This is a genomic window from Halorubrum sp. CBA1229 (genome assembly GCF_003721435.2).
Taxonomy (GTDB): Archaea; Halobacteriota; Halobacteria; order Halobacteriales; family Haloferacaceae; genus Halorubrum.
In genome coordinates this window covers 2,567,361-2,592,904 of record NZ_CP054585.1, presented here as the reverse complement: position 1 = coordinate 2,592,904, position 25,544 = coordinate 2,567,361, and the positions used below count along the sequence as shown (strand labels likewise).

Genomic DNA, 25,544 nt, shown 5'->3' with positions numbered 1-25,544 from the left:
TCAGCGATCACACGGTACCCACGAATGACGGACACAGCCGACGACGCCCCCGACCCCGCGGACGACCCCCTCAGAGCCCCGCCCGGCGAGCGCTCGGTCCCGGAGCTGCTCCGGTTCGGCGTCGTCAACGTCGACAAGCCCGCCGGCCCCTCCTCCCACCAGCTCTCCGCGTGGGTTCGCGACGCGATCAACGACGCCCTCGCCGCGCTCGCTCCCGAGGGCGAGCCGATCGACGGCGTCGCCCACGCCGGCACCCTCGACCCGAAGGTCACCGGCTGTCTGCCCACGCTCACCGGCGACGCGACGCGGGCGGCGCAGGTCTTCCTGGAGGGGAGCAAGGAGTACGTCGCCGTCCTCGAGCTCCACGGGTCGCCCCCGGGCGACTTCCGCGAGGTCGTCGGCGAGTTCGAGGCGGAGATCTACCAGAAGCCGCCCCGGAAGAGCGCCGTGACGCGTCGACTCAGAACCCGAACCATCCACGAGCTCGACGTGTTGGAGGTCGCGGACCGGCAGGCGCTCCTCCGGATCCGGTGCGAGTCGGGGACGTATGTCCGGAAACTGTGTCACGACATCGGCCTCGCGACCGGAGTGGGCGCCCACATGGGGCACCTCCGCCGGACCGCCACCGACCCGTTCGACGACGGCGACCTCCACGCCCTACAAGACCTCGTCGACGGGCTGGCGTGGGCGCGCGAGGGCGACGAGTCGCTGCTCCGCGAGGTCGTCCGCCCGGCCGAGGACGCGCTGGTGCACCTCCCGTCGGTCACGGTCGCCCCCTCGGCAGCGCGCAACGTCGCCACCGGCGCGCCGGTGTACGCGCCCGGGATCATCGGCGTGGACGGAGCGGCGGACCCGGTCGAGGAGTCGGCTTCGGCGAGCGACGACCCGCCGCTCGTCGCCTGCCACACCCCCGACGGCGTCGCGGTCTGTCTCGGCCGGCTCGTCGGCGACCCCGACGCCGAGTCGGGCGTCGTCGTCTCGCTGGAACGCGTGCTTTTATAAACGACTCCTCGTGACGTCCGAGACGTTCCTCGCGGGGGCCGTGCTTGACGAGCGCCGGATGACCGAGGCCGTCGACGGCGACCTCGTGGTCCCGCGCGCAGACGAGGAGTGAAACGAAGTCCTTAATTACCGCACCGCCATTTTTCCGCGTGCAGACAGGGACCGTGGGGTAGTGGTATCCTATGCGGATGGGGTCCGTATGACCTGAGTTCGACTCTCAGCGGTCCCATAAAAATTCTGACTGGTTCTCATTATCAGCAGTCTTAGGGCCGTCTAACGTCCGAAAACAGCGTTCGGGGGGTGCGCCATGAACCGTCTTCACGGCGGTTCCGACTACGGCGGTCGCTGCCTCCACTGTAACGGCCATGTATCAGAAAGGTTTCAGTCGGTTTTCGGTGACGAAGACGACCGCGCGCACCGCTGCCTCGGTTGCGACTGCTTCCGCCGCGTGAGTCGCGGGAGCGCGGCCGGGAACGACATCGAACTTCCCGATCCGGACGACTACCCGAACCGGAACCGTGGCCAGCGCGTCGGAGCTACTCTCCGCGCCGACGGAGGTGAGCTCGATGGCGACTGAAGAGCGCTCCGCGCACGAGAAGCGGACGCTGTCGAACCTCGAGCCCGATGTCGGTGCTGTCGACGAACACGAACTCTGCGAGTGCGGTCACTGCGACCGGCCTCAGGAGTACCGTGTTCCGTGGCCGCACATCGGTGGCGACGTCGCCTACTGCGACTACCACCTCGCTCGGTACCGTGAGAACAATTCGGATATCTGGGACCGCCTCCGCGCCTTGGAGGGAGTTGACGACCCCGACATCTACGCCATGATCGGCAGTCGGTTCCTCACGCTCGACGAGGTTCCGAGCGAGATCTCCGTGGACGGCGAGAAGATGCGTCGTGTCGCGCTCGGTGTCGACGGGTGGGCGCTGTTCGACAGCGCCGAGCCCGACGAGGACGGAACGGTTCGCTTTGTCACCGTGGATCGCGAACTCGAACCCCGAGAGTCAGTCGCAATCGACCGTTCCTCGGCCGGCAAGTTCGTGACCTGGTACCGTCGCCACGAGGGGATCCACGCGCTCGAACCGGATGCTCGCGACGCGCTCCACGGAGGTGGACGATGACAACTGGTCCCGGAAGGGGGGAGGAAGACCGGGATGCAGTTTTGCCTCTGACTATTAGGGACAGAATCCCCGGAGAATATACAGAGTTTCGTATAATAATAAATTGTGTAACCAGAAATAGTTGCCCGATCACTGACGGTGGTGTATTTCAGGATGACGAGGGTGTTGATTATCTCGCCGACGTCCACCAGATTGACACCGACGATAAGATGCAGTTCGCGGTTCCGGAGCCCGAGAGCCAGCACACACTCGGTAAGTGGGCAGGTGGTTCTGCGTGAGCGATCAGTTTGGAGACGGACTCGGTCAGGCCGTTCTCCGTCGGCCGATCGCGCGGTGGGTTGATGGTCGGAAGGTTGCGGCGAACCCTGTCACGAAGCAGATTATCGACGACTCGATCGGCCAACCGAAGATCCCGCGGCGTCGGATCGCTGGTGTCCATATCGACCGCGTCCGCTCGGAGGCCGTCCCCGTCCGCGGCTTTCGCGACGGGCGGTACGTCCTGGCGATCGCGCCGGAACACGCCTCTATCGATGTGTTCGATCCCAGCGAGCGCGATCCGGGTGAGCCCGCGCTCGACGTCACCGAGTCTTGGGTCCCGCTCGTCGCGGTGTTCACAGCCGGCGAGAAGCGTCCCGTCGTCGTCCCCCGGAAGGAGGTCGACCTGTGAGCGACGACTACCTCGAACCCGGTCCGCAGGGCGGCCTCGATGAGCTGCTCGGAGAGGCCGAGCCGGTCACCGCTGCCGACGAGGACACGATCGAGGCCGAGGTCGACTCCGACGAGGCGCGCGAGCTCCGCGACGCCGCCGACAACGCGTCCAGACAAGTGCATCCCAGCAGCCCGGAGGCGACCGAGTACCAGACGTTCGACGACGATGGTCCGATCCCCTGCGTCGATCCGCGCGTTCACGCCTTCGGTGCCCACCTGCTGTTCTCTCAGCCCGACGTGAGCGAGCAGGGAGATCCGGGCTCGCTGTCGCCATACGACGCGATCGTCTCGCAGTACGAGCCGACGATCGCCGACGACATCGGCTCGTTCGTCTTCGACGGCGAACTCTGGGAGATCAACTCGGAGAAGACGCGCTACTGGTCCGGCGGTATCGCGGCTCCCGGCCGCCCGTACGAGACGTTCAACGAGTACCAGATCGGCGTGCGAGCCCAGGACGGTCTCGGTGAACGGAAGGCAACGCTCCAGTTCCGCCCGTCGCTTCCTGACGCGCGAACCGCCGACGGAGACCGGATCGACTCGATGCCCGAGGACCTGCCGTACGGGCTGCGCGTCCAGGCCAACTCCAGCAACCTCGAGCCCGACGAGGTGATCCCGCTGATCCGTCGCCTCGCCGAGGAGCTGAACATCAACTCGCACTACTTCGCCGACGAGTGCGTTCACGAGTACTCGAACGCCTACCAGATGGAGATGTACCTCCGTCTGGACCGCGGCGCCGGCGAGCAGCACGTCGCCGGCCAGGGCGCCGTCCTCGATCAACTCGCGCTCTTCGGTTCGAACAACCGCGGACGCGGCGAGTACAAGTGGGACAACGAGAAGGTCGTCGGCCACCGCAACGCGGTCGCGCTCGACGAGTCGACCTGGAAGAAGCTCACCGACAAGGAGCATCGCGTCGGGAAGCTGACGAAGTACTACCATCCCGAGTTCGCGCGTTCAGAGGAGACGTCAGCGGAGGACGATCCACTCTCAGATCCCAAGCTTGAGCTCCAGTGGTCGAAGGAGTATTCGAAGCGGTCATCAGTGGCGTGGGACGACGAAGACGAGTTTGATGTCGAGTCACTGCGGCACGAGCTCGACGAGTCGCTCGTGAACGTCTTACTGTGGGCCGGCCTACCGACGCGGGCCGACCCGCGCGTCTACACCGCGGATCACTACTTCGAGGCCACGGAGAGCGAGCGAGATCTCGACCTCGTCGGGAATCGGATGCCGAACGTCCAAGAGGGCGAGGAGCAGCAGGCAGTCGCTCACTTTGCGCGCGGAGACGCATCCGAGGGCGAGCGGTCCGTGCTCGCGGCGCTGACCGATGGCGGCGACGGCGCCGACGTCGAGCGCCTCGCCGAGATGTCCGACACCTCTCGGTCGACGGTGTACCGTGCAGCCGACAAGTTCGACGATCTCATCCGGGTCGCGAACGCGAAAGTGTCGTTCGAGGACGGCGTGATCCGCGAGAAGTTCCAGGATCTGCTGAACACGTTCGAGGACGTCACCGAGTGGGTCGTTGGCGGTGTCCGGCAGCTCGCCTCGGAGGAGGCTTCGATGATCGACCAGGACTCCGCGCTCGCCCGGTGGGCGCGACGTCACGGCGTCTCGATCACTGAGTCCGTCGATGGGATGGTCGTCGATCTCGGCGGCCAGCCGCTCTCGCGCCTCGAGCTCGTGAAGCTCATCCGCGCCGGCGTCGACGCCGCGGAGAACACCGGCATGATGGCGTACCGGAAGTTCATCAGCGGCGAGTTCTCCTGGACGGAGAAGGAGGGCGGCCGTCGGACAAAGCAGCGGCCGATCAACCGGAACGGTGACGTGCTGTTCTCCTCGAAGCCGCCCCGCTAGAGCCCGACGGCTGAGTGGCAACACTACTCTGAGCCCTATTTCTTGTCGCCAAAGTGATGTTTTGAGTGCCATCTGGGCCGGTTTCGGCGTCGATCTCGGTCTCGATCAGCCTCGATCCCCTCACGAGCGCCGCAGTGGATCAGGGTGCGATCCCACGGGGTGGGACGGACCCCTTAGGGAGTGTGCCTAAGGGCACCCCCTTCGGGGGAAAATACTCAGCACCTGCACAGCATACCTCCAGTTGAAGCACTCGAAACAGGGGTTCCCAGCGCGATCCGTCCCGGCTGGTGGGCCGGGTTCGGGTGGCGGGTTTTTTTGATACCGATCCCGCTGTGGCGCCTCCACTCTCCCCAGAGTGGTCTAGAACTCAATTTTCCGGCTCTGTTGAAATCCTCAGAAGCTGACAGTTTCTCAACATCAATCGCTCAGTACAGGGAAAGGACTTACTCTGGGACAATCGCAACCGCCTCAATCTCAACGAGTAACTCCGGATCGATGAGGCGGTTCACCTCTATCATGCTGGTGGCTGGGCGAACGTCACGAAACACTTCACCATGGGCCTCGCCAATTGCCTCCCACTCATTTATATCGGTGACGAACATTCGAGTTCTGACCACGTCCTCAAGTGACCCATCAGTCTCTCGAAGGGCGTTTTCAATATTCTGGAGTGCTTTTTTTGTCTGTTTGTATGCGTCGTCTTTGCCGACTATATCACCATCATCGCTAGTCGCTGTCGTTCCAGAAACGTGTATTTGAGAGCCCGTTTGAACGGCCCGAGAGTACCCGACTTTCGACTCCCATTCGGTTCCGGACGATATGCGTTTTCGTTCCATAGTTCAGGCTCATAGCCGTTATTGAAAGAAGTTCGGTCGGTGATACGCACTCTTCAGCGACCGGCTGTTTCAGTCGATAATGTCTCTGAAGAACAGGGATTCAACAGAGCCAATTTTCCCGTCGTGCTCTTGGCGCCGCAGCACGCGCCGAAAAAAGGCCGCCAGTCTGAGAGCCGCGCTACGCGGCCACGTCCTCGAGACGTTCGACAGTCTGTTCGAGCACCCACTCACCGACGAGGTCGTACGTAGCTCGCCCGGCGCCGAGCGCGTCGCTGACGATCTGGCCGACCGGCGGCTCCCAGTAGCCGAGCGCGACGAGCGCGAACATCGACACGACGACAGCGACGGCGATGCTGGCCGCTGACGAGAAGATCCCGGCGGCGGCCGCCCCGACGGCTTTCCACCGTCGGAACCGGAGCAGCACGACGATCGCGCCGATGCCGACGACGAGCGACGTCGAGAGGTGATTCCCGAGGAACCCCCACATCAGTCATCACGCTCCTCGGCGTCGATCTCGAGTCGCGTCACCTCGTCGGGCGTGCTGGCGTCTTCACGGTACGCGCTGATCGCACGGTAGCCGAGGTAGATTGCCCCGATAACGATGATGATACCGGCTTCCTCGGCGATCGTTTGGAAGAAGCCGGGCGCGAGCACGTTCAGCCCGAGCAACGCGATGACGGCGGTGCTCCCGGCCCAGATCCGGAAGTCAAACCGGCCGAACTGCTGGAGCGCGAGATACATCGCGACGGGCGCGGCAGCCAGGCCGACGATCAGTCGCGTCTGCTCGGGGAGGAAGTCGGTGCCGAGCACGAACGCGCCGCCGCCGAGGATCAGCGCCCCGACGACGATCTCGTTGTCCAGGGCGCGCTCAACGAGCGAGTTGACGGTGCCGAGCGCGGAGCCGGCGGCGCTCGTCGCGGCCTGCTGTCGCTCGGGAGTGATAACGCCGCTGCGGCGGCCCACGACGAAGAGGCCACCGAGCAGCGTCGCGACGAGCAGCAGCGTCGACCCGTCGGGGACGAGTGCCTGCAGCGCGGTGAATCCGCCGCTCGCGGCGTCCATCGGGCCAGCGCCGCCACCGATGCTCCCGGTCGGGCCCGAACCCGAGCCCGAGCCGCTCGCGCTCCCGTCGTCGACCTGGAAGACGAGCGTCTCGTCGGAGTTGTCATCGGTCAGCGTGATCGGCGAGGAGGCGAGCCCCTCGTCGCGGACGATGCTGTTCGTCGTCGAGTAGAGGATGTACGGCGTCGCATCCTTCGCGTCGACGAACGTGTAGTCGACCTCGCTGTTGCCGTCACCACGCACGGCGATACCCGGTTCCGTGCGGTCGCCCTCAAGCTCGGGCACAGTCACGGTCCCGGTCGTGGGCGCGACCTCGACCGGCCACGTCCGCACAGTCGCTTCCGCGCCGGTGGTCGCGTCCGGGAGCGTAAACGTCTGCTCGCCGCTCGCCGAGATTGTGGTCGAGCCGTTCGCCGCACCCCACGTCGCGTTCTCGGCGTAGTGGACGCGGTTCGCGAACGTGGTTTCGTCGACCGAGAGTGCGAAGTCCGGCCCGGCGTCGTTGATCTGGATGCGCGTGTTCAGCGTCGCAGAGCTCGTCGACGGCTCGAGTACGGTGATCGCGCCGTCGGAGACACGCACCTTGCTTCCGGTGGCCCTGATCTCAGTGGTGGTGCCCTCGGAGATATCGCCGAGCTGCATCGTGAGGTCCGTGCCGTTGAGCGTATACTCGCTTTCGGCGACGGTCTGCCACGTGGTGCCGTTCGTCCGCATTTTTACGTCGCGGATACTGACGACGCGGTCGTTCATCGGGATCGTGGCGGTCGCATTCGCGCGCTCGCCGGCCCACGTCTTCGTGACGTTCGTCGACTGGCTCCACGTCGTCTCGTCGACGGTCGCGTCGACGGTCGTCTCAGCGCCGTGGCTGTACTCGAACCCGACGAGACTCGCGGGGCCGGATGCCGGTGAGTCGGTTGAGATTGTTACGGTGTTCGTTCCTTCTTGGAGCCATGCTGAACTCGTGTCGAGCGAGGCGGTTTCACCATCGGAGAGGGTGCCAGCGATGCCGGTGGTTTCACCGTTCACTTCCACGACGGGATCGCGGGTCTCCGTGACTTCGGTCCACGAGGCCGCCACGTCGACCGGGCCGTTCACCGAGACGTCCGCCGACTGTGACCCGGTCGAGAGCGAGACCGACTCCGTGACCGTCTCTCCGGGCCCGAGCACGCCCGTGTGAGAGACGGTCGAGCCGCCGACCGTCACCGACGGATCCTCCGTCGCCGTCACCTCCGTCCATGAGCCGGCGAGATCCACTGGCCCGCTAACTGACGCGTCGACTGACTGCGACCCTGTCGAGAGCGAGACCGACTCCGTGACCGTCTCACCCGCTCCGAGCACACCCGTGTGCGACACGGTCGAACTGCCGATTGTCACCGACGGATCCTCCGTCGCCGTCACCTCCGTCCATGAGGCATCAACCCCGACGTCGCCGCTTGTCGAAACAGCGACCGATTGCGAGGATCCCGGCGAGAGCGAAAGCGACTTTGTGACCGTCTCGCCGTCCGACATCATACCGCTAACCGACGCTGACGCGCCGCCGATCGATACACTCGGATCCTGTGTTTGTGTCACTTCGTCGTATGAGAGCGAATAGTCGACGCTCTGCCCCGCGGTTGTCGACGTCCCGATCGAGGTCGTCGACTGTGATATGTCGAGGCTCGTCGAGTCGCCCTCACTCAGCGTCGTGGATCCGGAGTCGTCACTCACCGTGAGCGACGGGGATCCGGAGTCGACTGTGAGGTCGTCGACGACGAGGTAATGCGGCTCGTCGTAACTGAATGTCTGAACCGCGATCCGAATATTCGGAGAGGAGGTTGATGTGTCGATCCCCAGATCAACCGTCTTACTACTACCTAAGTTGATTCCACCGTCATATTCGAGATTTCCGTCGACCCAAACTTTCACGTCACCGCTTCCGTAAACTGTTGGGCCCTTGTCCGAAGATTTGTAATTTGTGTATGTGAATGTGAGTGAATCTATGTGGTTGTAAGCGATATCGGTTTGTTGATTATACACGTCCCGGTATTCATAATCGACCGTTGATGTCTCTGTACCGACGGTTTTCGTCGTTGACGTTGATCCGGGATAATTGTCATAACTAAACTGAGCATTTTCAGGTTGTGCATTTCCGCCGACTGAGAGCGAGACGCCACCGTCAGCGACGGATCCACTATCCGAGACGGAGTTGACCGTCTTATCGCCGGTAAACGTCACGCTCGCGTCTCTTGCCGGTTGGTTTCCACCCACGTCGACCGTCGTCGAGTAGCCGTCTGAGACGGTGCCCGGCGAGAGCGAGCCCGACGAGGTCTCCTCGATCCCTGTGAGCGTAAGCTCCGCATTTCGAGCCGGTTGGTTTCCACCCACGTCGACCGTCGTCGAGTAGCTGTCTGAGACGGTGCCCGGCGAGAGCGACCCCGACGAGGTCTCCTCAACGCCCGTGAGCGTGACCGTCTCGTCTCGCGGCGACGTGGTTCCGCCGATGTCGATCCCGAGCGTGTCGCTGTCCGTTGCGGAGATACTCGACGAGGCGGGCGCCGTGTTCTCCACGCCCGTCAAATTAAGCGACGGGTCGTTGATGCCAGTCGTATTGGCGAGGTCGTACTGGAACTGGCTGCCGTCGCCGGCCTGCGAGCCGGAGAGCCGAACCTCGCCGTCGAAGGTGACGGTGTTCGTCGAGAACTCGCGGACGTAGAACGCGGCCGAGTCGCCACGCACCTGCAGCGGCGCCGCGTACTCGTTACCGCTCTCGTGGGTGATGAACGCCGCGTTCGGCACTTCGCCGAGGTGCTCCTCGAACCACATGGTATCGATCGAGACCCAGCGGCCGTCGTGCGTACGGTCGTCCTCGAGCACGATCGCGGGCTCGCCGTCGACCACGCTCGTCTGCACGTTCATCGTCTGCGAGCCCGCAGAGGCGCGCACCTTGTCGGGCGGCTCTGGGGCGTCAGCGGCCGCATCCGTGAACGTACTCGGCAGCTGGTTCATCGTCGCGCCGTCGAAGCTCGGCGCCTGCTCTGTCGCCTCGTACGTCTCGCCTTGGACCGGATCCTGCGTCTCGACCGTCGTCTCACCGCCGCTGAACGGGTCGGCCGGCATCGCGACCGCAGCGGTAATCAGCACACCGGCGAGTAAGAGCGACTTCGCCGCTCGCGATGAGACGCCGGGCAGCGAGAGGCCACGCAGCTGCGGCGCGATCTCTTCAACCGACTGTGCGATCGCGCCAGCGACGTACGCGTACGCCCCGAGCAGGTACGCTTTGGCGCGCGCTCTGAGACTCTGTTCACCCTCCTCGTCGATGTCGTTGTCAGTCACTGAATTATCGTTGTTATCAGTCATAGCTCACCGGTCCCCCTCCCGTTCGCTTAGTATCGCGCGCGTGTGGGTGAGTCTGTGCGCGGCCGCGACCGGACTCGTACCGGCCGATCTCGGGAGGATAAGTTTGTTTTGAGGCCGAAATTCACCGACTCGGCGGCTGAAACGCCGGGAATCGCCCCGCTCTCGCTTTCTACATCGCATGGAGGGCCTCCTCTCGGCGCGGGTAGCTCACCGAGATCTCGCCGCGGAACTCGTAGTTCCGGTACGGGTTCGGCCACTCGATCGGTGTGTAGTTCTGGTCACGCCAGATGACCGCCCGCCCTGTCCGGTCGGCGAAGCGGTTGATGTAGTGTTTGTCTATCGGAACGTTGCCGATCCCGGACAGCGACGCACTCGGCGGCGGGGTTTTTGGCATCGTGACGAACCATCGCGTCTTCTCGCGGACGCCCTCGTCAACTCGAGCGACACTGTGTGACAGCGTCATCGTCGAGAGGTTCTTCTTCCGGCCCTTTCCCTGCGAGACCGGGTAGCCCTTCACCTTCCGGTTCTGGTCGTTCTCGTCTGCCTCCGGGTTCAGCGGCACGAGGTCCGAGAACTCGTCGTGGACCATCGTCGTCGAGTGGAGGAACTCGTCGTCTTTTGCCCTCGTGTCCATGAACGCGAAATTAACGTCGCGGAGCGGCGTCACCTCGGCCGGCTCGTCGGCCTCTCGTGCCGGTGTGTACGTCGCTGTCGTCTGCTTCTCGCAGCCGCGGAACAACGGGTCTGGCAGCACGGCGTAGAGCCCGCCTGGGACGATCTTCGTCATCAGGTCCCGGGGTGTTCGGTACTCGATCGTGTCTCGAAACACATCGGTCAGCTCGATCTCGGTCGTCGGGAGCGTCGGGTTCCGGGGTTTGGTGTGAACCTCGTACTCGACGCCCTCCGGGACCGCGACGGTCATGTAGGGCGCGAGCGGGAGACACTCGAGCTCGTCGAGCGTGAGCATCCAGAGCAGCGTCTCGTTGTTGATCTCAGGCATCCGAATCCCACCGATCACGTTCGCGAACGACGTCTTCCCGCCGCCGGGCTTCGAGTGCGCCCAGATGTCGGTGCCGCCGTCGCCCATCGCCTTGAGGACGTGGCTGTTCTCCTCTCTCGCGAGCCACTCGAGGACCTTCCGACGCGTCCGCTGCTGGTCAGCGATGATATCGTCGTCAGTCCGGCCCTCCTCGAGCGCCCACAACTCCGCGTCGTCGACGTGGATGATCGCGTCGAGGTACGCACTCGGGTAGCGATACACCGGGTGCGAGTTCTCTTTGCCCTCCAAGCGAGCCGTTCGCGTGAGCGACTCGAGCTTCTTGAAGAAGGGCTTCATGCTGTTCCCGTTCGTATCGGAGAAGTCCTTGTAGATGCGTTCGCCGTCGTTGTGGTAGTTCTGCAGCCGCCCCCACGACTTCTCGGTCGCGTGGTAGACAGCCTGCCGCGACTTGTCCCACGACTCGAAGTCCTTGTGCAGCTGGTCGAGGACTTCCTGTTTCTGGTTCTGCTCCTTGTTTTGACTACTGAATGACTGACTCATGATTTCCACGCACCGTGTGTTGCACCGCTGCTATCCGTCCGTTCGCCACCGTTCAGCGTTCGCGCGGCCGCGAGGAACGACGGCATCACGACAGCGATACCGAAGCGATACCGCGTCACCTTCGCCGTCTCTGCATCCTGCTCGAGCAGTGCGTCCAACAGCGGCGGGTTCCCCACGATCTCGTCGAGGAGGCCGTCGGGCTTTTCGCCGTTCGTCGGCGTCGACAGGTTTCGAACCCACCGGCCGAGCGCTTCTCGGTCCTTGAACCCGGTCCAGAGGTCGATCAGCGCCGCAGCCTGCCCCTGGTCGAGCTGTCGGAACGCCGGCCGCATCAGCGGGTTCGACTCCACATCCGGGTCGACATCGCTCCATGTCTCCCCCTCGTCAGTCTCAACGCGCTCGCTAGCTCGCGGGCGGAACTGCCGGTATGCGAGGTCGCACGCGCTGTCGAGTTGCTCGACGAGCCGCCGGCGGACGTACTCCGACTCTCGGCCGTCGTTGACCGTGAGAAGCTTCTCGAGGAGCCCCGACATCGGCATCATGTCCGAGGGCTCTATAACCTTCTCGACGTTTCCGAGCGTTCGGATCCCGGCCGCCTGATACCACGAAAGCGCGTAGAACACATCATCAAACCCATCGGTCAACGGCTGTATCGGCGGTTCCCGGCGTGCGTCCCCGTCATAAAGGAGTCGGTCCTGATCACGGTCGAGCACGTCGAGTGCCGGCCGCGTCGTGCGGGCGCGGGTAGATTCAGTCATCGTCTCCCTCCGCTCGACGCGGACCGCTGTCGCGCGCTTTAATCTCGCTCTCATCAAACGAGAACTCGCTCTCATCGTCGACGTCGGTCCCGGCGTTGTCCTCGAGACCGAGCGCCGAGAGTGAGACGCCGATCTCGTCTTCGAGGAACGTCTGAATCATCGACCTGTCGCGCCGCGAGTCGATCTCCCGGGCTTCCAGCGCCGTCTTGATCCGCTCGCTCCACGCGATCTCTTCGTAGTCCTCGAGGAGCTTTGCGTCCGCATGCTCGCTTTGCATCACGGTGAGCGAGGCGTCCGCCGTGACGTCGTGTCTTGGCGCCGGCTCAAAGTCGATCGACCCGCCGACGGCCTCGTAGCTTTCCACCGCGAGCAGCACGAGACCGACGGCAGCACCGACTGTCGGCACGTTCGCGGCCATTTCTCCGGCCTTCCATCCGATGGCGGGGAGCGCGATCGCACCAACAGTGAGCAGGCCGTAAAGGCCGCGCGTGATGGGTGAGAGCGCCTCGCCATCCACCGGCTCCGGAAGCCGGTGCCACACCGGCATCCGCCGCCGGAGCCGTGCAGGCCGGTGCTCGACGGCGCTGTCCTCGTCCGGGTCGACGTAGACCTTCTGCGTGGCGTCACCCTCGACGCGGACACGCGTCCGCAGCTGGGAGAGATCAAGCCGAGCGGCCTTGGCGAACAGCCGCGCGAAGAACGGCCGGATCCCCTTCTTCGGGACCATCCGCCCACCGTCGGGCGCTCGGATCGTCGTCTTAATTACCAGCTGCTCGTAGAGTTCGTCAAAGTAGCCGTCCTCACCGATCTCCACGGAATCGGTCACGGTTGAGTTTGCTTCGCCGCCGTCGGCGAGTGCGTCGGGCTCCTTGTCGGTCTCACCCCGCCGCAGGCTGACAGCGTCGGTGAGTTCCTTGCGGACGAACGCGATCCGCTCGGTCGGCGGGCTCATCCGCAGCCCGCCGCCGTAGGCGATCGGGAGCAGCGCGAGTCCCATCAGCACATCGAGGTGAGCGACCACTGTCGCAATCTCGTAGTACAGGCCACCGAGCACGCCAGTGACAAGGAGCGCCGAGAAGATTCCCCACGACGTGAGGCTGTACCCCGGCCCTCTCCCGGCGAGTCTGAGCGTCGCCTTCGCACCGGAGAGCCCGATGATGATCGATGCGATCCCCGGCAGAATCGCGGTTCGAAACGAGTACCACCACGCGTCGGCCTGCGTCTCGATCTGGACCTGTTGGCTCGCCGGCGCCGACGCGTGCTCGAACCGCCAGCGTGCGCCGTCGACGGCTTGCCCGTCCTGCTCGAGCCACATCGTCGCCTGGACGTTGCTGTCGTAGTGACTGTTGAGCTCGACCGGCGCCGACGCGTAGCCGTCTTCGACGGTGACGGTCACCCGCTGTACCTCTTGGTTCGCCGCAACGTCGACCGCCGAGCCATTCTCGGTCTGCCGGCTCTCCGGCTGCCAGTAGACGATAACGAGGTCGTACTCGCCGGTCGAGTCGCCGAACACCGTCGAGTACAGCTCGATCTGGTCTGTGTTGAGGGTCTGTCCGCCCTCCAAGTAGATCGGCTCGTTCGACAGCGGGTCGGCCGGCCGGTACCGGACGGCGATCGCGCCGTCGATCTCCGTGTCACCGACGTAGCGGACGCTCGGTGGCGCCGCCGTCGGCTGCGTTCCGCCGTTCCGCAGCTGGTCGATATCGAACGGCCCTGCCGAGGAGACCTCCGAGCCGTTTGTTTGTGGGCTCGTGTCGCCGGGAGGCGCCACGGCCGCCAGTGCGGGCGTCGCCATCGTCGCGACGAGGAGGACAGCGAGACTGACCGCGGCGACCGCGGCGCCGCGGTTCATCGGTCAACCTCCTCGTCACCGAACTCGCCGCCGTCGGCGATGGCTTCCAGCTCTGGCGAACGCTCGATTTCCTCGAGGTTGAGCGGGCGGAATCGCTCGTCGACGCGCTCGTCGATCGGCGGCGCCGCTTCGAGTTCGTCGAGTCGAGCGCCGCAGGTCGGACAGTACCGCTCTCCGAGTGCGTTCACCTTCGAACGGCAGTTCGGACACGTATCGTAGGGGACCTCGGCGTTGACGTAGATCACGCCGAGGACGGCGATCACCCCACCGAGGAACACCGAATCCGTCTCTGTCACGATGCCCAGCACTGAGACTGCTCCGGCTGCGAACAGCGCTGCGAGCAGCGTCTTGTCCGGGAGGTCAAGCAACCAACCTCGGATCGTGCGACGCGTGCTCAGCTTCATCGCTTTCCCTCTGCTCGGTCGACGATCGCCGCCTCGAGGTATGCGACCCACGTCCAGAGTGCGAAGACGCCGAACCCTGCGACAGCAAGGCCGGCCTCAAGTACTGTCGACGGACCGCTCGCGAACGTTGTCGCGCTGATGTAGAACCCTATGAGTCCGAGCGCGACGGCGATCGCGACGTTCCCGAGGCTTGGTCGCTCCAGCGGAATGAGGTCACTCGTCGACATCAGTCGTCACCTCCGACCACCGCGTAGATGGTGACGAATGCGATCAGCCCGATGAGGAGGAACTGAAGCCCCGAGACGTCCCCGAGGAGCCCCTCGATACCGAGCGCGCCCGCGATTCCGGCGACGGCTGTCATCGCGAAGCCCGGCTCGGCAAGGATGGCGTTCACCAGCTGGTCGCCGAACTGCAGCCCGGCGAGCGCACCGCCGGCACCAACCGCGACGCTGCGGTTGACGTTGTTCCGGACCGTACCGCCCGCCTTCGTGGCCGCCGCCTTCGTCGAGTCGACCCCGACAAAGTAGACGATCGCACCGAGGGCTACCAAACCGAGCCCGAGCGTCACTCCGGCCGCCATCAGCTGGCACCCCCGCTAGTTCCCGCACGATTCGACACCGATTCGTCCGCGTTATCGTGTGTCATAGTCCTTCTCTCTCGAAGTTCTCGTTGATCTCCCGGGCAAGGTACAGCACGAACAGCGCCGCCGCTGCCACGAGGATCCAGTCGACCGTCGAATCGGGCGGCAGGAACCGTGGTAGGGTGAGCGCGCTGACGGTGAGCGCCGAGAAGATCTGCGGTCCCGACGCGATCAGCGCGTCACCGACGGCGAAGAGGATCTCGGGCTGTGCGATCGCGGTGATCGCGCCGAGACCTGCCGAAACCTTCGCTACCGGGGATTTCAGTGTCTGTTTGATGGTCATTCGGTCAGCCCTCCAAGTTGCAGCAGGTCGGCGAGGACGAACACCAACCGCTGGAGTATCCAGAGCACGACGATGACCTCGCCGACGACGATCGCGGTGATGATCACCGGCGTTGCCGGTCCCGCGTTACTCGCCAGCGCGAACACCGGATCGTTCATGCTCTCGATCGCGATCAGAATCGCGTTCCCGGTGTCGGTGCCCACGTCGACGAGCAGGTCGGCGACGTAGACCGGGACGTCGATCAGACCGAGCGTCTCGCCCGGGGCATTCAGTCGTCCCGGTGCAGAGCCGCCGAACACCCGGAAGACGAGGTTTATGAGTGTCGTGACGATCCCGAACACCTGTTCTAAAATCGCGGTCGCGACCGCGCCGACGATGAACCCCTGCGGGTTCGACAGGAAGCTCTGGAGCGTGTCAGGAAGCGTCAGATCGCCCCAGCTGCTGATGGAACCGGTGACGGAGTCGATGATGCGGTCACCACCGCCGCCATCGATGCTGTCCGTTGAGGTTCCGTCCTCTCCTGCTGCGGGCGCGTCGCCGTAGAACCCAGACGATCCTTCTTCGTCCGCCATCAGAACAACACCTCCCGCGCGGTGGTGATTCCCTCGTCGGCGACGTAGAACGTCGCGAGCACGACCAGCAACGAAATCGGGTAGGCGAACAGGCCGAACTCGGTCAGCGTGAACGACCAGACGCCCTCAACCGCGGAGATACCGACGCCGAGCGTCGACTGGATAAGTCCGCCGCTGAAACTCGCCACAGCGTCGATGATGCGAGCGTACGCTCCGGTGACTGCGGCGATCAGCGAGTTCACACCCCACAGCAGGGCGAACGCGACCGCTCCAACCGCCGCCTGTGCGACCCGGACGGCGTTGATGCCGTCAGCAGCTCGGAAGTCCACGCCGTCGAGCGTGCTCGACCCGGTCAAGAACTGGCCGAGGTCGATGTTCGACAGCAGTGCATCGTCGGTTTCGTAGCCGTCGTACTCCTCTGGATCGCCGGTGTAGCTCTCGCCATCACCGCCGTCAAGTCCGCCGCTGCTCATGGCAACACCTCACAAGTAGTGACAGCGCTGAAGGCCGCGTCTGCCAGCCTGCCAGTGTTGGTAGCCACCGCTCTCCACCACCGCGAAACGTCACTGGAGCGCGATGGGGCGGACATTACTCGTCGGCCTCGTCTTCGCCTTCCTCGGTGACTCCCGGGTCGATCGGCCCGATAGCCGGCGCGTCCGGCACGCCAGGAATCGGGATGATGTCCGACGTGTCGCGATCCTCGAGGTACTGCTGGATGACGTAGAAGCCACCGAGCAGTACCGCGATCGCGACGATGAAGCCGAAGACCCCGAACTGTCCCGCGATCGCGCCGGCCGACGTCTCCGCTCCGGTCTCGACAATCCCGAGTGGCTCGATAAACACGGCCTGAACGAAGCTGCCGGCCGCGTCGACGAGCAGATCGATCGGCGTCACCACAAGGTTGAACGCCGACTGGACTAGGTTGATACCGCCCTGCGAGACCGACACGAGCGTGCCGAAGATCGCGCCCTGGAGCAGCGTCCCGAGATCTCCGCCCGCGTTGAGGAAGCCGATCGTGCCCGTGAGGACACTGTTCGGCGACGGATCCTCACCGGCGGGGAGCTCGTCGGACGCCGACATCTCACACCACCCCGAACCGTTTCAGTCCGAGGAAGCTCACGACGCCGCCGAAGATGATGCCTGGAAGGCTGGTGAGGAAGTCGATCGGGCCACCACCGCCGGAGGCCATCGGGCCGGCACCGCCGCCGGCCGTCATCTGCATGGCGTCGACCTCACCGTTCGTCAGCGTCAGCTTGTACGAGATCGCGTACTCGGTACCAGAGCTGACCGTGCTGTCGAGCGTGACCTCGCTCGATCCGTACGAGTCGGTCACGTCGCTGTACGAGTCGATGTCCTCGAACTCGGTGTCACCGACGTCTTCGGCGACTTCGACCGTCTGGTAGCGCTCGTCGGGCAGCGTCGGATCGTCGACGAGCTCCGTGTTCGCGTACGAGAGGTCGAATGCCGTCGGCAGCTCGATCTTGTAGTCGATGTTCGCGACCTGATCCCAGTTCGGGTAGTCGTTGTCCTGCGAGAAGGACGCGCTCACGTCGGCGTCATCCTGCAGGTCGGAGGCCTGGAACACCGCGTCGACGGTGACGCCGTAGAACGTGGCGTCCGCCATGACCTCGTCGAAGCCATCCATGTTAGCGACCGAGTACGCACCGTTCGGCTGCGTCACGGTGACGGTCTCAAGCTCGTCATCGTCGTCAGTGTCCTCGAGGCGCTCACCGAACTGGAGCTCTCGCGTGCGCTCCGTGTCGATCACTGAGAAGTCGGCGTCGATGTCACCGTTGATCTGGACTTCCTCCGCGGAGTCGAGGGTGCCGTCACCGGAGCCCTGGACCGTGAGGTCGCCCATCTGGACCTGCAGCACCTGCCCCTCGCCGGTCGAGTTGGCGAGGACCGCATCGGCGTCCTCGTCGGCCGAGCTGTTGTACAGCTCCACCTCGACGTAGTCGCCGTCAGAGTCGTTGACCTGCAGCGTCGGCGTGCCTGACGCGCTCGTCACGTCCGCGGCGATCGTGATGTAGCCCTTCTCCGCGTCGTCGTTCGAGAAGTTGCCGTACGTCGCCGAGTCCGAGCTGGCGGTCCCGGCGTAGTTCAGCGCGTCCGTGCTCGGCGCAGTGGTCGTGTCGCTGACTGTGGCGCCGCTGACGGTCCACTCGCTCGAGTCAAGCGCGGACGCTGAGTTATCCCCGGACTCATCGTCGTTACGGGGGAACTCGTCGCGCTGGTCGAAGTCGATGTCCGTCGCGGTGACGGTGATCGGGTTGTCAGTCGACTCGTTCAGCGAGGCCGGCAGTTGCGCGGCCTCGCCAGAGTCGTCGTAGTACTGCAGCGCGTTGTCGAACTCGGCACCGTCCCACTCGTCGACGGTGACATCGGCTGAGATCGCGGGGTTGGGCGCCTTTGAGTCGGCGCCCCACGCAAGCCCGCCGGCCGCCATCGCTGGCGTCGCCACCATCGACGAGATCACGAGGACCGCGATCAGCGCCGAAAAGGCCGTCTTCTTGATATTCATACCGTACCTCCGTAGCCGTCGTTACTGTGGATCTGTGTCATCTGTCTGCGAAAATGCCCGTTTCCGGTGGGCAGCCCGTACTTTTCTGCCAACTCAACGTCGAGCGGGTAACGCTCGCGAAATCGTTCGAGGTACTCGGCGAATCGGTCGCTGACAGCCACCCCGCGAGGGCCGTCGCTCACGGTCACCGATTACCTCGGAGTCTTTCGTTTCGATCCATCATCTCTGTCTATCGGCCGATTCCGGCCGATAGACGGGCGACCTGTCCCCCTCCGTTGAAACCTCGGCTCAAATGGGACAGAGTAACCTTTCGTCCATGTCAGGGGTACCTTTAAGAGACCCAGACAGTACGGCGCAGCTATGCAGAAGCTACAGAACCACGGTGGATCGGGCGTTGTGACCATCCCGCGCGACGACCTCGAGAAAGACGGCGTCTTAGAGGACGGCGACCTCCCGGACGAACAGCACCTTGACGTCGAACGGATGGGACGGCGAACCTACGTGGTCCGTATTCCCGAAGGAGGGGATCTCCCGGAACTAGCTCAGTCCGAACTCGTTGAACGACTTGCCGCGAAGCGAGCGCTCGATCTCGGTGCTGGGCGGAGCGTGCCGCAGGCAGACTAATTTCTCTTTGTTGGCTCTGTTGTAATCCTTTGTCTATGACACGTGCCAGCAGTTATGCTGAATAGAGGCGCTCATAAATCGGATCACGATTGGGAATGAGTAGTTTAGGCGGTCCCAAGGGTGTGTTTACCGAACCCAACCGCTCACTAACGAAACAGTAGCATAATATGGCAGACACACAGTTTCACAGCCGTGAGGGACCTGAAATCACTGCAACGCGTGGTTAGTGCTATGGGGATTGTTTTGGTCGGCTGTCTCACTCTTTTCGTCCATCTATATCACATATATATTGAGCAGGGCTTCCATACCAAGCTGCTCGGGATTGCCTTCCCGTTCCTTCTATCGATCTTACTTGTGATCGCTGGTATCTGGCTTTACCTGAGCCAACTTGACAGTGCGTATACGACCCGCGTTACTGCGTGGACCGGTATCGGACTCCTCGGTGGCGTCGCGTTCGGTTATCCTGTCGTGCCGTATCAGGCCGCACACGGAGTCACATTAGCTGATGTCCAGTTCATCACGGTGAACTGGGCCACTACGGGCGCGCTCGGCGGACTCTTGATCGGCTTCTTTAACGCCCGGCAGCGGCAGTACCAGGCCGCCTTGGAAGATGAGCGGGCAAAACTCGATGCCCGCAAACAGGAACTGGAACACCAGAACGAGCGATTAGAACGGTTCGCCAGCGTGATCTCTCACGATTTGCGCAACCCGCTCAACGTCGCCACGGGACGACTCACCCTCGCTCAGCAGAACTATGATAGTGACAATCTTGAATCCGTGGAGACGGCACTCAAGCGGATGGAAACGCTCATCGAGGACTTGCTATCGGTCGCTCGACAGGGACAGCCGATCGATGATACTGTCCGCGTTTCCCTAGCAGCCGTTGCTGACCGAGCGTGGGCCGTCGTGAACACGAAAGAGGCGACATTCCGTCTCGAAGATGATCTCACAATTGAGGCAGATCCGGATCGGCTGCAACAGCTCTTTGAAAACCTCTTTCGGAATGCGATAGACCACGGCAGCGAAACCGTCATAGTTCACGTAGGTGCACTTCCAGACAGATCTGGGTTCTACATCGCTGATGAAGGGCCGGGTATCCCCGAAGACGAACGAGACGAGGTATTCACGTTCGGGTACTCAAGCACAAAAGAGGGAACCGGATTGGGCTTAGCAATCGTTGCTGAGATTGTTGAGGCCCACGGATGGGAAATCCACGTGACGGACAGTGACGAGGGCGGCGCACGATTCGAAATCACTGGTGTCGAAGTTGACGCTGAATAGAATCTCTAAGCAAGCGTTTCCTATCAGTCTCAGAGGATTTCAATAGAGCCTCTTCGTTCTAAGTTCGTGTTTCCACACAAGCACGAAAGAACAACCCCGAATCCGCCCCGATCACTCCGGAAACCCGGTGCGCCACAACCTTCATATTTCATGGAGATGCGGAGAAGCACGAAATGAGAACCGAACGTAACCGCGACGGCTCCTGGAACGTCTGGATGTCCCGCGACGAGTACCAGGCGCTCCCCCGAGCCGCCGACTCCTTCCAGCACGAGGTCGCCATCCGACTGATGGGCGGCTGCGGGCTCCGCGTCGGCGAGGTCCTCGACGTCGAGCCGCGGCACATCTCGCGGATGACCGACGGGCGGCACTACGAGCTCGAAGTCGTCGGCGGGAAGGATACGACCGGCGAGTACGTCGACGGGAAGCAGCGCGAGACTTGGCTCCCCGTCGACGTCGAGGCGACGATCAACCGCTACGTCCAGACCGAGGATATCGCGCGCGACGAGCCACTTGTCGACGTGACGAAGCGCACCGTCCAGAACTGGGTCGGCAAGGCCGCCGCCGGCGCCGCCGAGGAGAGCGGGGACTCGGACTACGAACGCGTGAGCACGCATGACCTCCGGCGCTGCTGGGCGAACCACCTCCTCGTCGAGGAGCACGTCTCCCCGCGGATCGTGATGGCGCTCGGCGGGTGGAGCTCCTACGACGCGATCGAGCCGTACCTCGCGGCACCGACAGAGGAGAACATCATCGACTCGATGAGCGGGGTGGCTCTGTGAGCGATTAGTCTTCGCCGAATCTAAACTAGTACTTCTGCGATTGGATCCGAAAACCCACAGTCAGCACAGTGGAACATATCCGTTGTCACGTCTCGGTGTGTATCCGATGATCCGCATTCCGGACATGGCTTAGTCGCTGATTCATATTTGCTCATAAGCCTCAAAAGTATCTTACCGCACTTCAGTCCTAGCCAACTCTCAACCCTCAATAGAAGCTGACTGTGTCCTACTCTCCCCCACTTCTTGGACAGACGCCTAGGAACATTCCTTTGTTTATGGATTTTAGCGGCCGTGCTGAATACAGGGCGCGAGTCGGTCACGAACCAGTCGTCGCCACTGTGCCAAGCTAATTGAGGTACTCAGAGCGTCTATTGTTCTCGTGAAGTACTGATATTCCTGAGATCTCCACCACATTCTGGGCAGTCGCCGGGGGATCTATCTGCTCTGGTCCGGCCTCCGCACACCTCGCACTCGTACGTATTGGCCGAATCGTACTCGTACGCCTCTTCTTCCGAAAGAACGGTATCCTCTGTCATGTGACGTATTAGCGCTTAACACGGGTAAAGATAGCGTTGTTACGGATACACGATTCCTTACCGCCGTATTCGGCTCGTCCCGCACGAAACTAAGAAAACCACCTTGCTGACTATACTCTCTATATTCAGCACGCCGATTCTGACAACTCCTGGGTAGATTCCCCTCCAGAGTGATACAGAGTTCCTCCGGAATGAACCATTAGTACGACATACTGTCTCGTGTTCAACAGACTGCCTCAGATCTTAATTGTTCAATGCCGGTTTACCGATGATAGAGATGCCAGAGCCAGCCAGGTGGCGATGCGGTAATTTCATCGATGATCGACGTCCACGGGTGGTCACCGTGGAACGCCCGAGCATAGGTGGTCGCTACGTCCGTTTCCTCGCTCACGAGTAGCATAGAGCCGAAGAGGGCATATTCAGGGAGGAACGCAACGTTACTCCACCGATACCGTGGTCGGAGATATCCCAAGAGTCGCCACAGCGGGTGAGCATGAAGCGCAGCTAGTTCTTCGTCGGTTACACCGAGATCGCGAACGGCCACCCGTTCGATCCCACCTCGGCGGGTCCCGTGGGCGAGAACACCTTCCAAGAGCGTCTTCGTCCGCTGTCTCTTGGCGAGATGGGTGAGCGAGTCGTGCTGTAGTTCGGCGGCGAGGTGTGCTTGCGCACGGACTGAGACAGCCTGTTCGAACCCCTCCTGCAGATACGGGTGCATCCACGTTGGCGAGCCGAACAGGTGCTGATAGGCGTGGCACAGCTCCGACGCTAAATACGTGTACGCCATCGCCTCGGGGAGTCGCCCTGGGCTGACGCCGATCCTGCCCGTCCGGGCGGAGTACCGCCCGCCGATGAACACGAGCGTCAAAGACGCCGGCAGATCGCTCGTGAGGAGCGCGAGGCGCTCACGTCGCGAACAATCGTAGACGAGGTGGTCGCGCCATTTGTCGCGGTACGGTGTCGAGTCGACGTCGAACAGGTCGTCGTAGAATCGCGTGAGCTCCTGAAAACGTTCGTGGAGATCGGTTTCGCTGGCGAGAGGGCCGTCGAGATCTTGCAGGAGTGACTCGGTCAGTGGGGGTGCGTCTGGGTACTCCACCCGGTACGCTTCGATCGCATCTGCGCAGGTCGACCGCAGTTGCTCGACGAACATCTCGTCGTCCATTCAAATAGGTGCACGAAGCAGGCGAGTAAAATTCCATTCGATCGTGTCGGGTATTCTGGAGAGCCTTCCTGCTGCATCCACCCTCTGTATTCAGGACGCTCTTTCTGTCAGGTTCGGGGGTTTGACCGGCTTGGTCTTTCATTTAAATCGAAGGACTACTCGCCAGGTGGGCGAAAAGGAGGTGCTTCTCGCCATATGCTGGTAGCATCCGACCCAGTCATAGACACCGCGCTTATCCGGGGAAATTATGAATAAGTATACACATGAAGTGGACGCAAGCGCTTGACAGAATCGTTCTGGTGTATCCGGTTGTACTAATTTCAGTGGTATCTTTCCTTATTACAGGGGTAATACAGGCCACGCTTCCAATAGCAGAACTCCAAATACTATTTTGGGGGATACTTGGTATTGGATTACTCGGCGACTCAATCACTACAGGCTGTTTGGGTAAATTTGATCTTAATGAGCAGGAGAGGGGCTACACGCGCTGGGCCTGCGGTGCTGAGCCTACATTACTTTGTGCGGGTGGTACAAGGGTACTCCTCTTCGTTGCGATACTAATACCGTACCTTCTCATATTCAGATACGGACTTTTTCGAGAATATTACATCATACAACTAACCGGCTTACTGACACCTGTAGCCTTTGGATTGATGGCTGTTGGAGCAACACTCGTCAATTCGTACGCAATGTGGCGACACAGAGGTAGGACAGCAATCTAATTGAGTGAACTTGGCCGACTCTCCACCAGTTCCCGGACAGCTGACGAGAATGCGACTGATGATTTCGAACGTATCCGTTATTATGGCATTACAACCCCGCATGAGCCGCTTCCGGGGAGTATTGTCGGGAAAGTCATCGCGAAACCACAGTACATGACAGCTACTAGCCACAACCCGAAAACGAGGGCGACGAGAACTCCGATAGCTCTGAGGTCCATGTGGGGATTACACTGACCTGACAAAATAAACACCCCGGCGCCGTCCGAGATGTGACCTCTGCTCTGCGGGCTCTGTTGAAATTATACTCTTCAGACAGATTTCGTCTGAAACAGTCGGTCAATAAGAACAGGTTATGTGACAGATGGGGAAAGTCGGTTGTGGCTTATTATTCTCCCTCCTCGTTCGACCGAAGATTCAGCGCAGCTAGTGTGAACGTGCTTGCCGCTGAACCGGCGACTAACGGGGTTTCGGACACCGGTAAGTATGGCGTGGCACCGAACACGATAGCCCCTGTAAACAACGTAGCAGCAGCCTCCCTTTGAGACTGGTCCAACCCCTCCATTTTGTATGATAAGTACATTCCGAGGGTGACTGCCGCTTCAAGATACAGCGACCAAGTGTGTTCATTATTTACGCTGGAAGGATTTGAGGCAGACTCTACATCGATACTCGGGTCCGAAGTAGATGTGGACAGCGTTGTTGGTGATGATGGGTTGGTTCGTGTGCGACCGCTGACTGTCGAAGCAGCTATCGCGGTAGTGAAAACTTCGTCCGGGAAATCGGCAAAAGCCATCTCCGCCTGTATGCGGGAGAGTTCTTGAAGCTGTTCAGCAATCGGAATTATCTGTGCTTGCTGGATCTTCTGAACCGTGTGGACAGATTCGATGAGCTTTGCTATTTCCGCCTGTTGGATTGCCTGAGCAGACTGGAATGACTTCGCAAATTCAGCCACCTGTGCTTTCTGAATTGCCTCAAAAGACTGGAATGAGTCGGCAATCGTGGCTATCTGTGTTTCTTGTATTTTCTGGAACGCCTCGGAGAGCGCGGCGAGGTCATGGGCGAAATTCTGTCCAACGTTGAGTTCCTCTATGTCCAGTTTATCATCAAGCTCAGAGCTGTTGGAGGGTGATGAGACCTCAAGTGCGTCATCACTCTTCTCCTCATCACTCATTACAATTCCCAGTCTCGGCTTAACACACTTATATTATCGGCCACTTTTCCAAAAACATCCTGCTTAGCCGTTCTACAGTGCTTTCATAAACTGTACCGACTGGGACTGGGTCAGAATATATCACTTGCGAAGGATTTCAACAGAGCCTCCTGCCTAGGTTTCATTTTTACATCCCTCTATTGAAGACGCATGCCAGCTAGTCGAGATGCAAAATTCCGGAAGACATCGGATTCCAGCGTAGATATGCTTTCAGTGAGCGCTGAGGGGGACCTTGAAAACTGTCGGACAGTATACTTCACAGACCAAAACCCCGAGTTCGAGATAACCGCTACCAATATCTCCGACTCATCAATCGGCGGGAGAATCCTAGCTCGGGTTGAATTCGACGAATCTGAGGAAGATTACGGAGATGAAGTTGCTGTAGTTGAGCTCGGTCTAGAGCCTGGGCAGAGTACTACAGAGACACTCCAACCAGAGATTATGTCCTACCAAGGTCATGCTGCTGTGAGAGTTGACCAAGCGACTATCTACGGATCAGACGATGACTACGATTACGAGGTCAGGAAGCGTTCGGGTAATCGCCGATGGCGAATTTACACATTCATGGTCTACGATAGAGACTACTACCGTGTCAACTACCTCCAACCAAGATATGCTCAATACGCTGCCGCGATTCTTTCTGTGCTGATTGTCTTGGTCGGCATTATCCAGATTACCGGCTGGACACCATGAGAAACCATTCGGAACCATCCGGAACACCCCGAGTTCACTTTATATACCTCG

General features: G+C 61.7%; 28 protein-coding genes and 1 tRNA gene. 11 read left to right on the top strand and 18 right to left on the bottom strand.

Translation table 11 applies throughout. From position 1 onward, the window contains the following. The first annotated feature begins 24 nt into the window (after positions 1–24). The 6 genes from Hrr1229_RS13005 to Hrr1229_RS12980 all read left to right on the top strand — a co-directional run bounded on the left by Hrr1229_RS13005 (position 25) and on the right by Hrr1229_RS12980 (position 4,679). The gene (locus Hrr1229_RS13005) at positions 25–1,002 is read left to right on the top strand and encodes an RNA-guided pseudouridylation complex pseudouridine synthase subunit Cbf5 (protein ID WP_123112500.1); all 978 of its coding nucleotides are present in this window, start codon (positions 25–27) and stop codon (positions 1,000–1,002) included. 158 nt (positions 1,003–1,160) lie between these two features. Next, positions 1,161–1,231 (top strand) — tRNA-Pro (locus tag Hrr1229_RS13000). Between the two features lie 337 nt (positions 1,232–1,568). Then, entirely contained in the window at positions 1,569–2,123 is a 555-nt protein-coding gene (locus tag Hrr1229_RS12995) for a hypothetical protein (protein ID WP_176329413.1), read from the top strand. Continuing rightward, a complete protein-coding gene (locus Hrr1229_RS12990) occupies positions 2,120–2,401 on the top strand; it encodes a hypothetical protein (protein WP_148041739.1) in 282 nt (93 codons plus the stop codon). The genes Hrr1229_RS12995 and Hrr1229_RS12990 overlap by 4 nt, the downstream gene beginning before the upstream one ends. Next, a complete protein-coding gene (locus Hrr1229_RS12985) occupies positions 2,398–2,790 on the top strand; it encodes a hypothetical protein (protein WP_123112502.1) in 393 nt (130 codons plus the stop codon). The genes Hrr1229_RS12990 and Hrr1229_RS12985 overlap by 4 nt, the downstream gene beginning before the upstream one ends. Then, positions 2,787–4,679: a hypothetical protein gene (locus tag Hrr1229_RS12980; RefSeq protein WP_123112503.1), complete on the top strand. Its 1,893-nt coding sequence runs from the start codon at positions 2,787–2,789 to the stop codon at positions 4,677–4,679. The genes Hrr1229_RS12985 and Hrr1229_RS12980 overlap by 4 nt, the downstream gene beginning before the upstream one ends. Before the next feature lie 443 nt (positions 4,680–5,122). Here the strand turns inward: Hrr1229_RS12980 and Hrr1229_RS12975 are convergent, their stop codons facing one another. From Hrr1229_RS12975 to Hrr1229_RS12905, 15 genes are all read right to left on the bottom strand, one after another. Further along, on the bottom strand, positions 5,123–5,512 hold the full coding sequence (locus tag Hrr1229_RS12975; protein ID WP_123112504.1) for a RidA family protein: 390 nt from the start codon (positions 5,510–5,512) through the stop codon (positions 5,123–5,125). A 178-nt stretch (positions 5,513–5,690) separates the two neighbouring features. Next, positions 5,691–5,999 carry a hypothetical protein gene (locus Hrr1229_RS12970; protein WP_123112505.1) on the bottom strand — a complete coding sequence of 103 codons (309 nt, stop codon included), beginning with the start codon at positions 5,997–5,999 and terminating at the stop codon, positions 5,691–5,693. After that, on the bottom strand, positions 5,999–9,886 hold the full coding sequence (locus Hrr1229_RS12965) for a hypothetical protein (protein WP_123112506.1): 3,888 nt from the start codon (positions 9,884–9,886) through the stop codon (positions 5,999–6,001). Before Hrr1229_RS12965 ends, Hrr1229_RS12970 begins: the two co-directional genes overlap by 1 nt. A 193-nt stretch (positions 9,887–10,079) precedes the next feature. Beyond that, on the bottom strand, positions 10,080–11,450 hold the full coding sequence (locus tag Hrr1229_RS12960) for a hypothetical protein (RefSeq protein WP_123112507.1): 1,371 nt from the start codon (positions 11,448–11,450) through the stop codon (positions 10,080–10,082). Continuing rightward, positions 11,447–12,163 (bottom strand): hypothetical protein, encoded by a 717-nt coding sequence (locus tag Hrr1229_RS12955; protein WP_255212508.1) that lies wholly within the window; start codon positions 12,161–12,163, stop codon positions 11,447–11,449. The genes Hrr1229_RS12960 and Hrr1229_RS12955 overlap by 4 nt, the downstream gene beginning before the upstream one ends. 37 nt (positions 12,164–12,200) lie before the next feature. After that, positions 12,201–14,060, bottom strand: coding sequence for a hypothetical protein (locus Hrr1229_RS12950; protein WP_123112509.1), 1,860 nt, complete (start codon positions 14,058–14,060; stop codon positions 12,201–12,203). After that, positions 14,057–14,464, bottom strand: coding sequence for a zinc ribbon domain-containing protein (locus tag Hrr1229_RS18225; RefSeq protein WP_255212507.1), 408 nt, complete (start codon positions 14,462–14,464; stop codon positions 14,057–14,059). Before Hrr1229_RS18225 ends, Hrr1229_RS12950 begins: the two co-directional genes overlap by 4 nt. Further along, positions 14,461–14,691 carry a hypothetical protein gene (locus Hrr1229_RS12940; RefSeq protein WP_123112510.1) on the bottom strand — a complete coding sequence of 77 codons (231 nt, stop codon included), beginning with the start codon at positions 14,689–14,691 and terminating at the stop codon, positions 14,461–14,463. The genes Hrr1229_RS18225 and Hrr1229_RS12940 overlap by 4 nt, the downstream gene beginning before the upstream one ends. Further along, positions 14,691–15,044 (bottom strand): hypothetical protein, encoded by a 354-nt coding sequence (locus Hrr1229_RS12935; protein WP_123112511.1) that lies wholly within the window; start codon positions 15,042–15,044, stop codon positions 14,691–14,693. The genes Hrr1229_RS12940 and Hrr1229_RS12935 overlap by 1 nt, the downstream gene beginning before the upstream one ends. Before the next feature lie 61 nt (positions 15,045–15,105). Continuing rightward, the gene (locus Hrr1229_RS12930) at positions 15,106–15,387 is read right to left on the bottom strand and encodes a hypothetical protein (RefSeq protein WP_123112512.1); all 282 of its coding nucleotides are present in this window, start codon (positions 15,385–15,387) and stop codon (positions 15,106–15,108) included. Further along, the gene (locus Hrr1229_RS12925) at positions 15,384–15,959 is read right to left on the bottom strand and encodes a hypothetical protein (protein WP_255212506.1); all 576 of its coding nucleotides are present in this window, start codon (positions 15,957–15,959) and stop codon (positions 15,384–15,386) included. Before Hrr1229_RS12925 ends, Hrr1229_RS12930 begins: the two co-directional genes overlap by 4 nt. After that, a complete protein-coding gene (locus Hrr1229_RS12920) occupies positions 15,959–16,432 on the bottom strand; it encodes a hypothetical protein (RefSeq protein WP_123112513.1) in 474 nt (157 codons plus the stop codon). The genes Hrr1229_RS12925 and Hrr1229_RS12920 overlap by 1 nt, the downstream gene beginning before the upstream one ends. A 115-nt stretch (positions 16,433–16,547) precedes the next feature. Further along, positions 16,548–17,039 carry a hypothetical protein gene (locus Hrr1229_RS12915; RefSeq protein WP_123112514.1) on the bottom strand — a complete coding sequence of 164 codons (492 nt, stop codon included), beginning with the start codon at positions 17,037–17,039 and terminating at the stop codon, positions 16,548–16,550. Position 17,040: 1 nt separating this feature from the next. After that, complete coding sequence (locus Hrr1229_RS12910; protein WP_123112515.1) at positions 17,041–18,483, bottom strand: hypothetical protein; 1,443 nt, start codon at positions 18,481–18,483, stop codon at positions 17,041–17,043. Further along, entirely contained in the window at positions 18,480–18,671 is a 192-nt protein-coding gene (locus Hrr1229_RS12905; RefSeq protein WP_148041740.1) for a hypothetical protein, read from the bottom strand. Before Hrr1229_RS12905 ends, Hrr1229_RS12910 begins: the two co-directional genes overlap by 4 nt. Before the next feature lie 172 nt (positions 18,672–18,843). Here Hrr1229_RS12905 and Hrr1229_RS12900 point away from each other — a divergent pair, with 172 nt between their 5' ends. The 3 genes from Hrr1229_RS12900 to Hrr1229_RS12890 all read left to right on the top strand — a co-directional run bounded on the left by Hrr1229_RS12900 (position 18,844) and on the right by Hrr1229_RS12890 (position 21,167). Beyond that, positions 18,844–19,107 carry a hypothetical protein gene (locus Hrr1229_RS12900; RefSeq protein WP_123112516.1) on the top strand — a complete coding sequence of 88 codons (264 nt, stop codon included), beginning with the start codon at positions 18,844–18,846 and terminating at the stop codon, positions 19,105–19,107. Between the two features lie 192 nt (positions 19,108–19,299). Continuing rightward, entirely contained in the window at positions 19,300–20,388 is a 1,089-nt protein-coding gene (locus Hrr1229_RS12895; protein ID WP_255212505.1) for an ATP-binding protein, read from the top strand. Positions 20,389–20,561: 173 nt separating this feature from the next. Beyond that, on the top strand, positions 20,562–21,167 hold the full coding sequence (locus tag Hrr1229_RS12890; protein ID WP_123112518.1) for a site-specific integrase: 606 nt from the start codon (positions 20,562–20,564) through the stop codon (positions 21,165–21,167). Positions 21,168–21,535: 368 nt separating this feature from the next. Here Hrr1229_RS12890 and Hrr1229_RS12885 read toward each other — a convergent pair whose 3' ends face one another. After that, positions 21,536–21,703: a rubrerythrin-like domain-containing protein gene (locus Hrr1229_RS12885; protein WP_123112519.1), complete on the bottom strand. Its 168-nt coding sequence runs from the start codon at positions 21,701–21,703 to the stop codon at positions 21,536–21,538. Between the two features lie 262 nt (positions 21,704–21,965). Continuing rightward, positions 21,966–22,868: a hypothetical protein gene (locus Hrr1229_RS12880; RefSeq protein WP_123112520.1), complete on the bottom strand. Its 903-nt coding sequence runs from the start codon at positions 22,866–22,868 to the stop codon at positions 21,966–21,968. Between the two features lie 263 nt (positions 22,869–23,131). Here Hrr1229_RS12880 and Hrr1229_RS12875 point away from each other — a divergent pair, with 263 nt between their 5' ends. Continuing rightward, entirely contained in the window at positions 23,132–23,590 is a 459-nt protein-coding gene (locus Hrr1229_RS12875; protein ID WP_148041741.1) for a hypothetical protein, read from the top strand. A gap of 385 nt (positions 23,591–23,975) precedes the next feature. Here Hrr1229_RS12875 and Hrr1229_RS12870 read toward each other — a convergent pair whose 3' ends face one another. Further along, complete coding sequence (locus Hrr1229_RS12870; RefSeq protein WP_123112521.1) at positions 23,976–24,761, bottom strand: hypothetical protein; 786 nt, start codon at positions 24,759–24,761, stop codon at positions 23,976–23,978. Between the two features lie 189 nt (positions 24,762–24,950). Between Hrr1229_RS12870 and Hrr1229_RS12865 the strand changes: the two genes are divergently transcribed. After that, positions 24,951–25,493: a hypothetical protein gene (locus tag Hrr1229_RS12865; RefSeq protein WP_148041742.1), complete on the top strand. Its 543-nt coding sequence runs from the start codon at positions 24,951–24,953 to the stop codon at positions 25,491–25,493. The last annotated feature ends 51 nt before the right edge of the window (positions 25,494–25,544 follow it).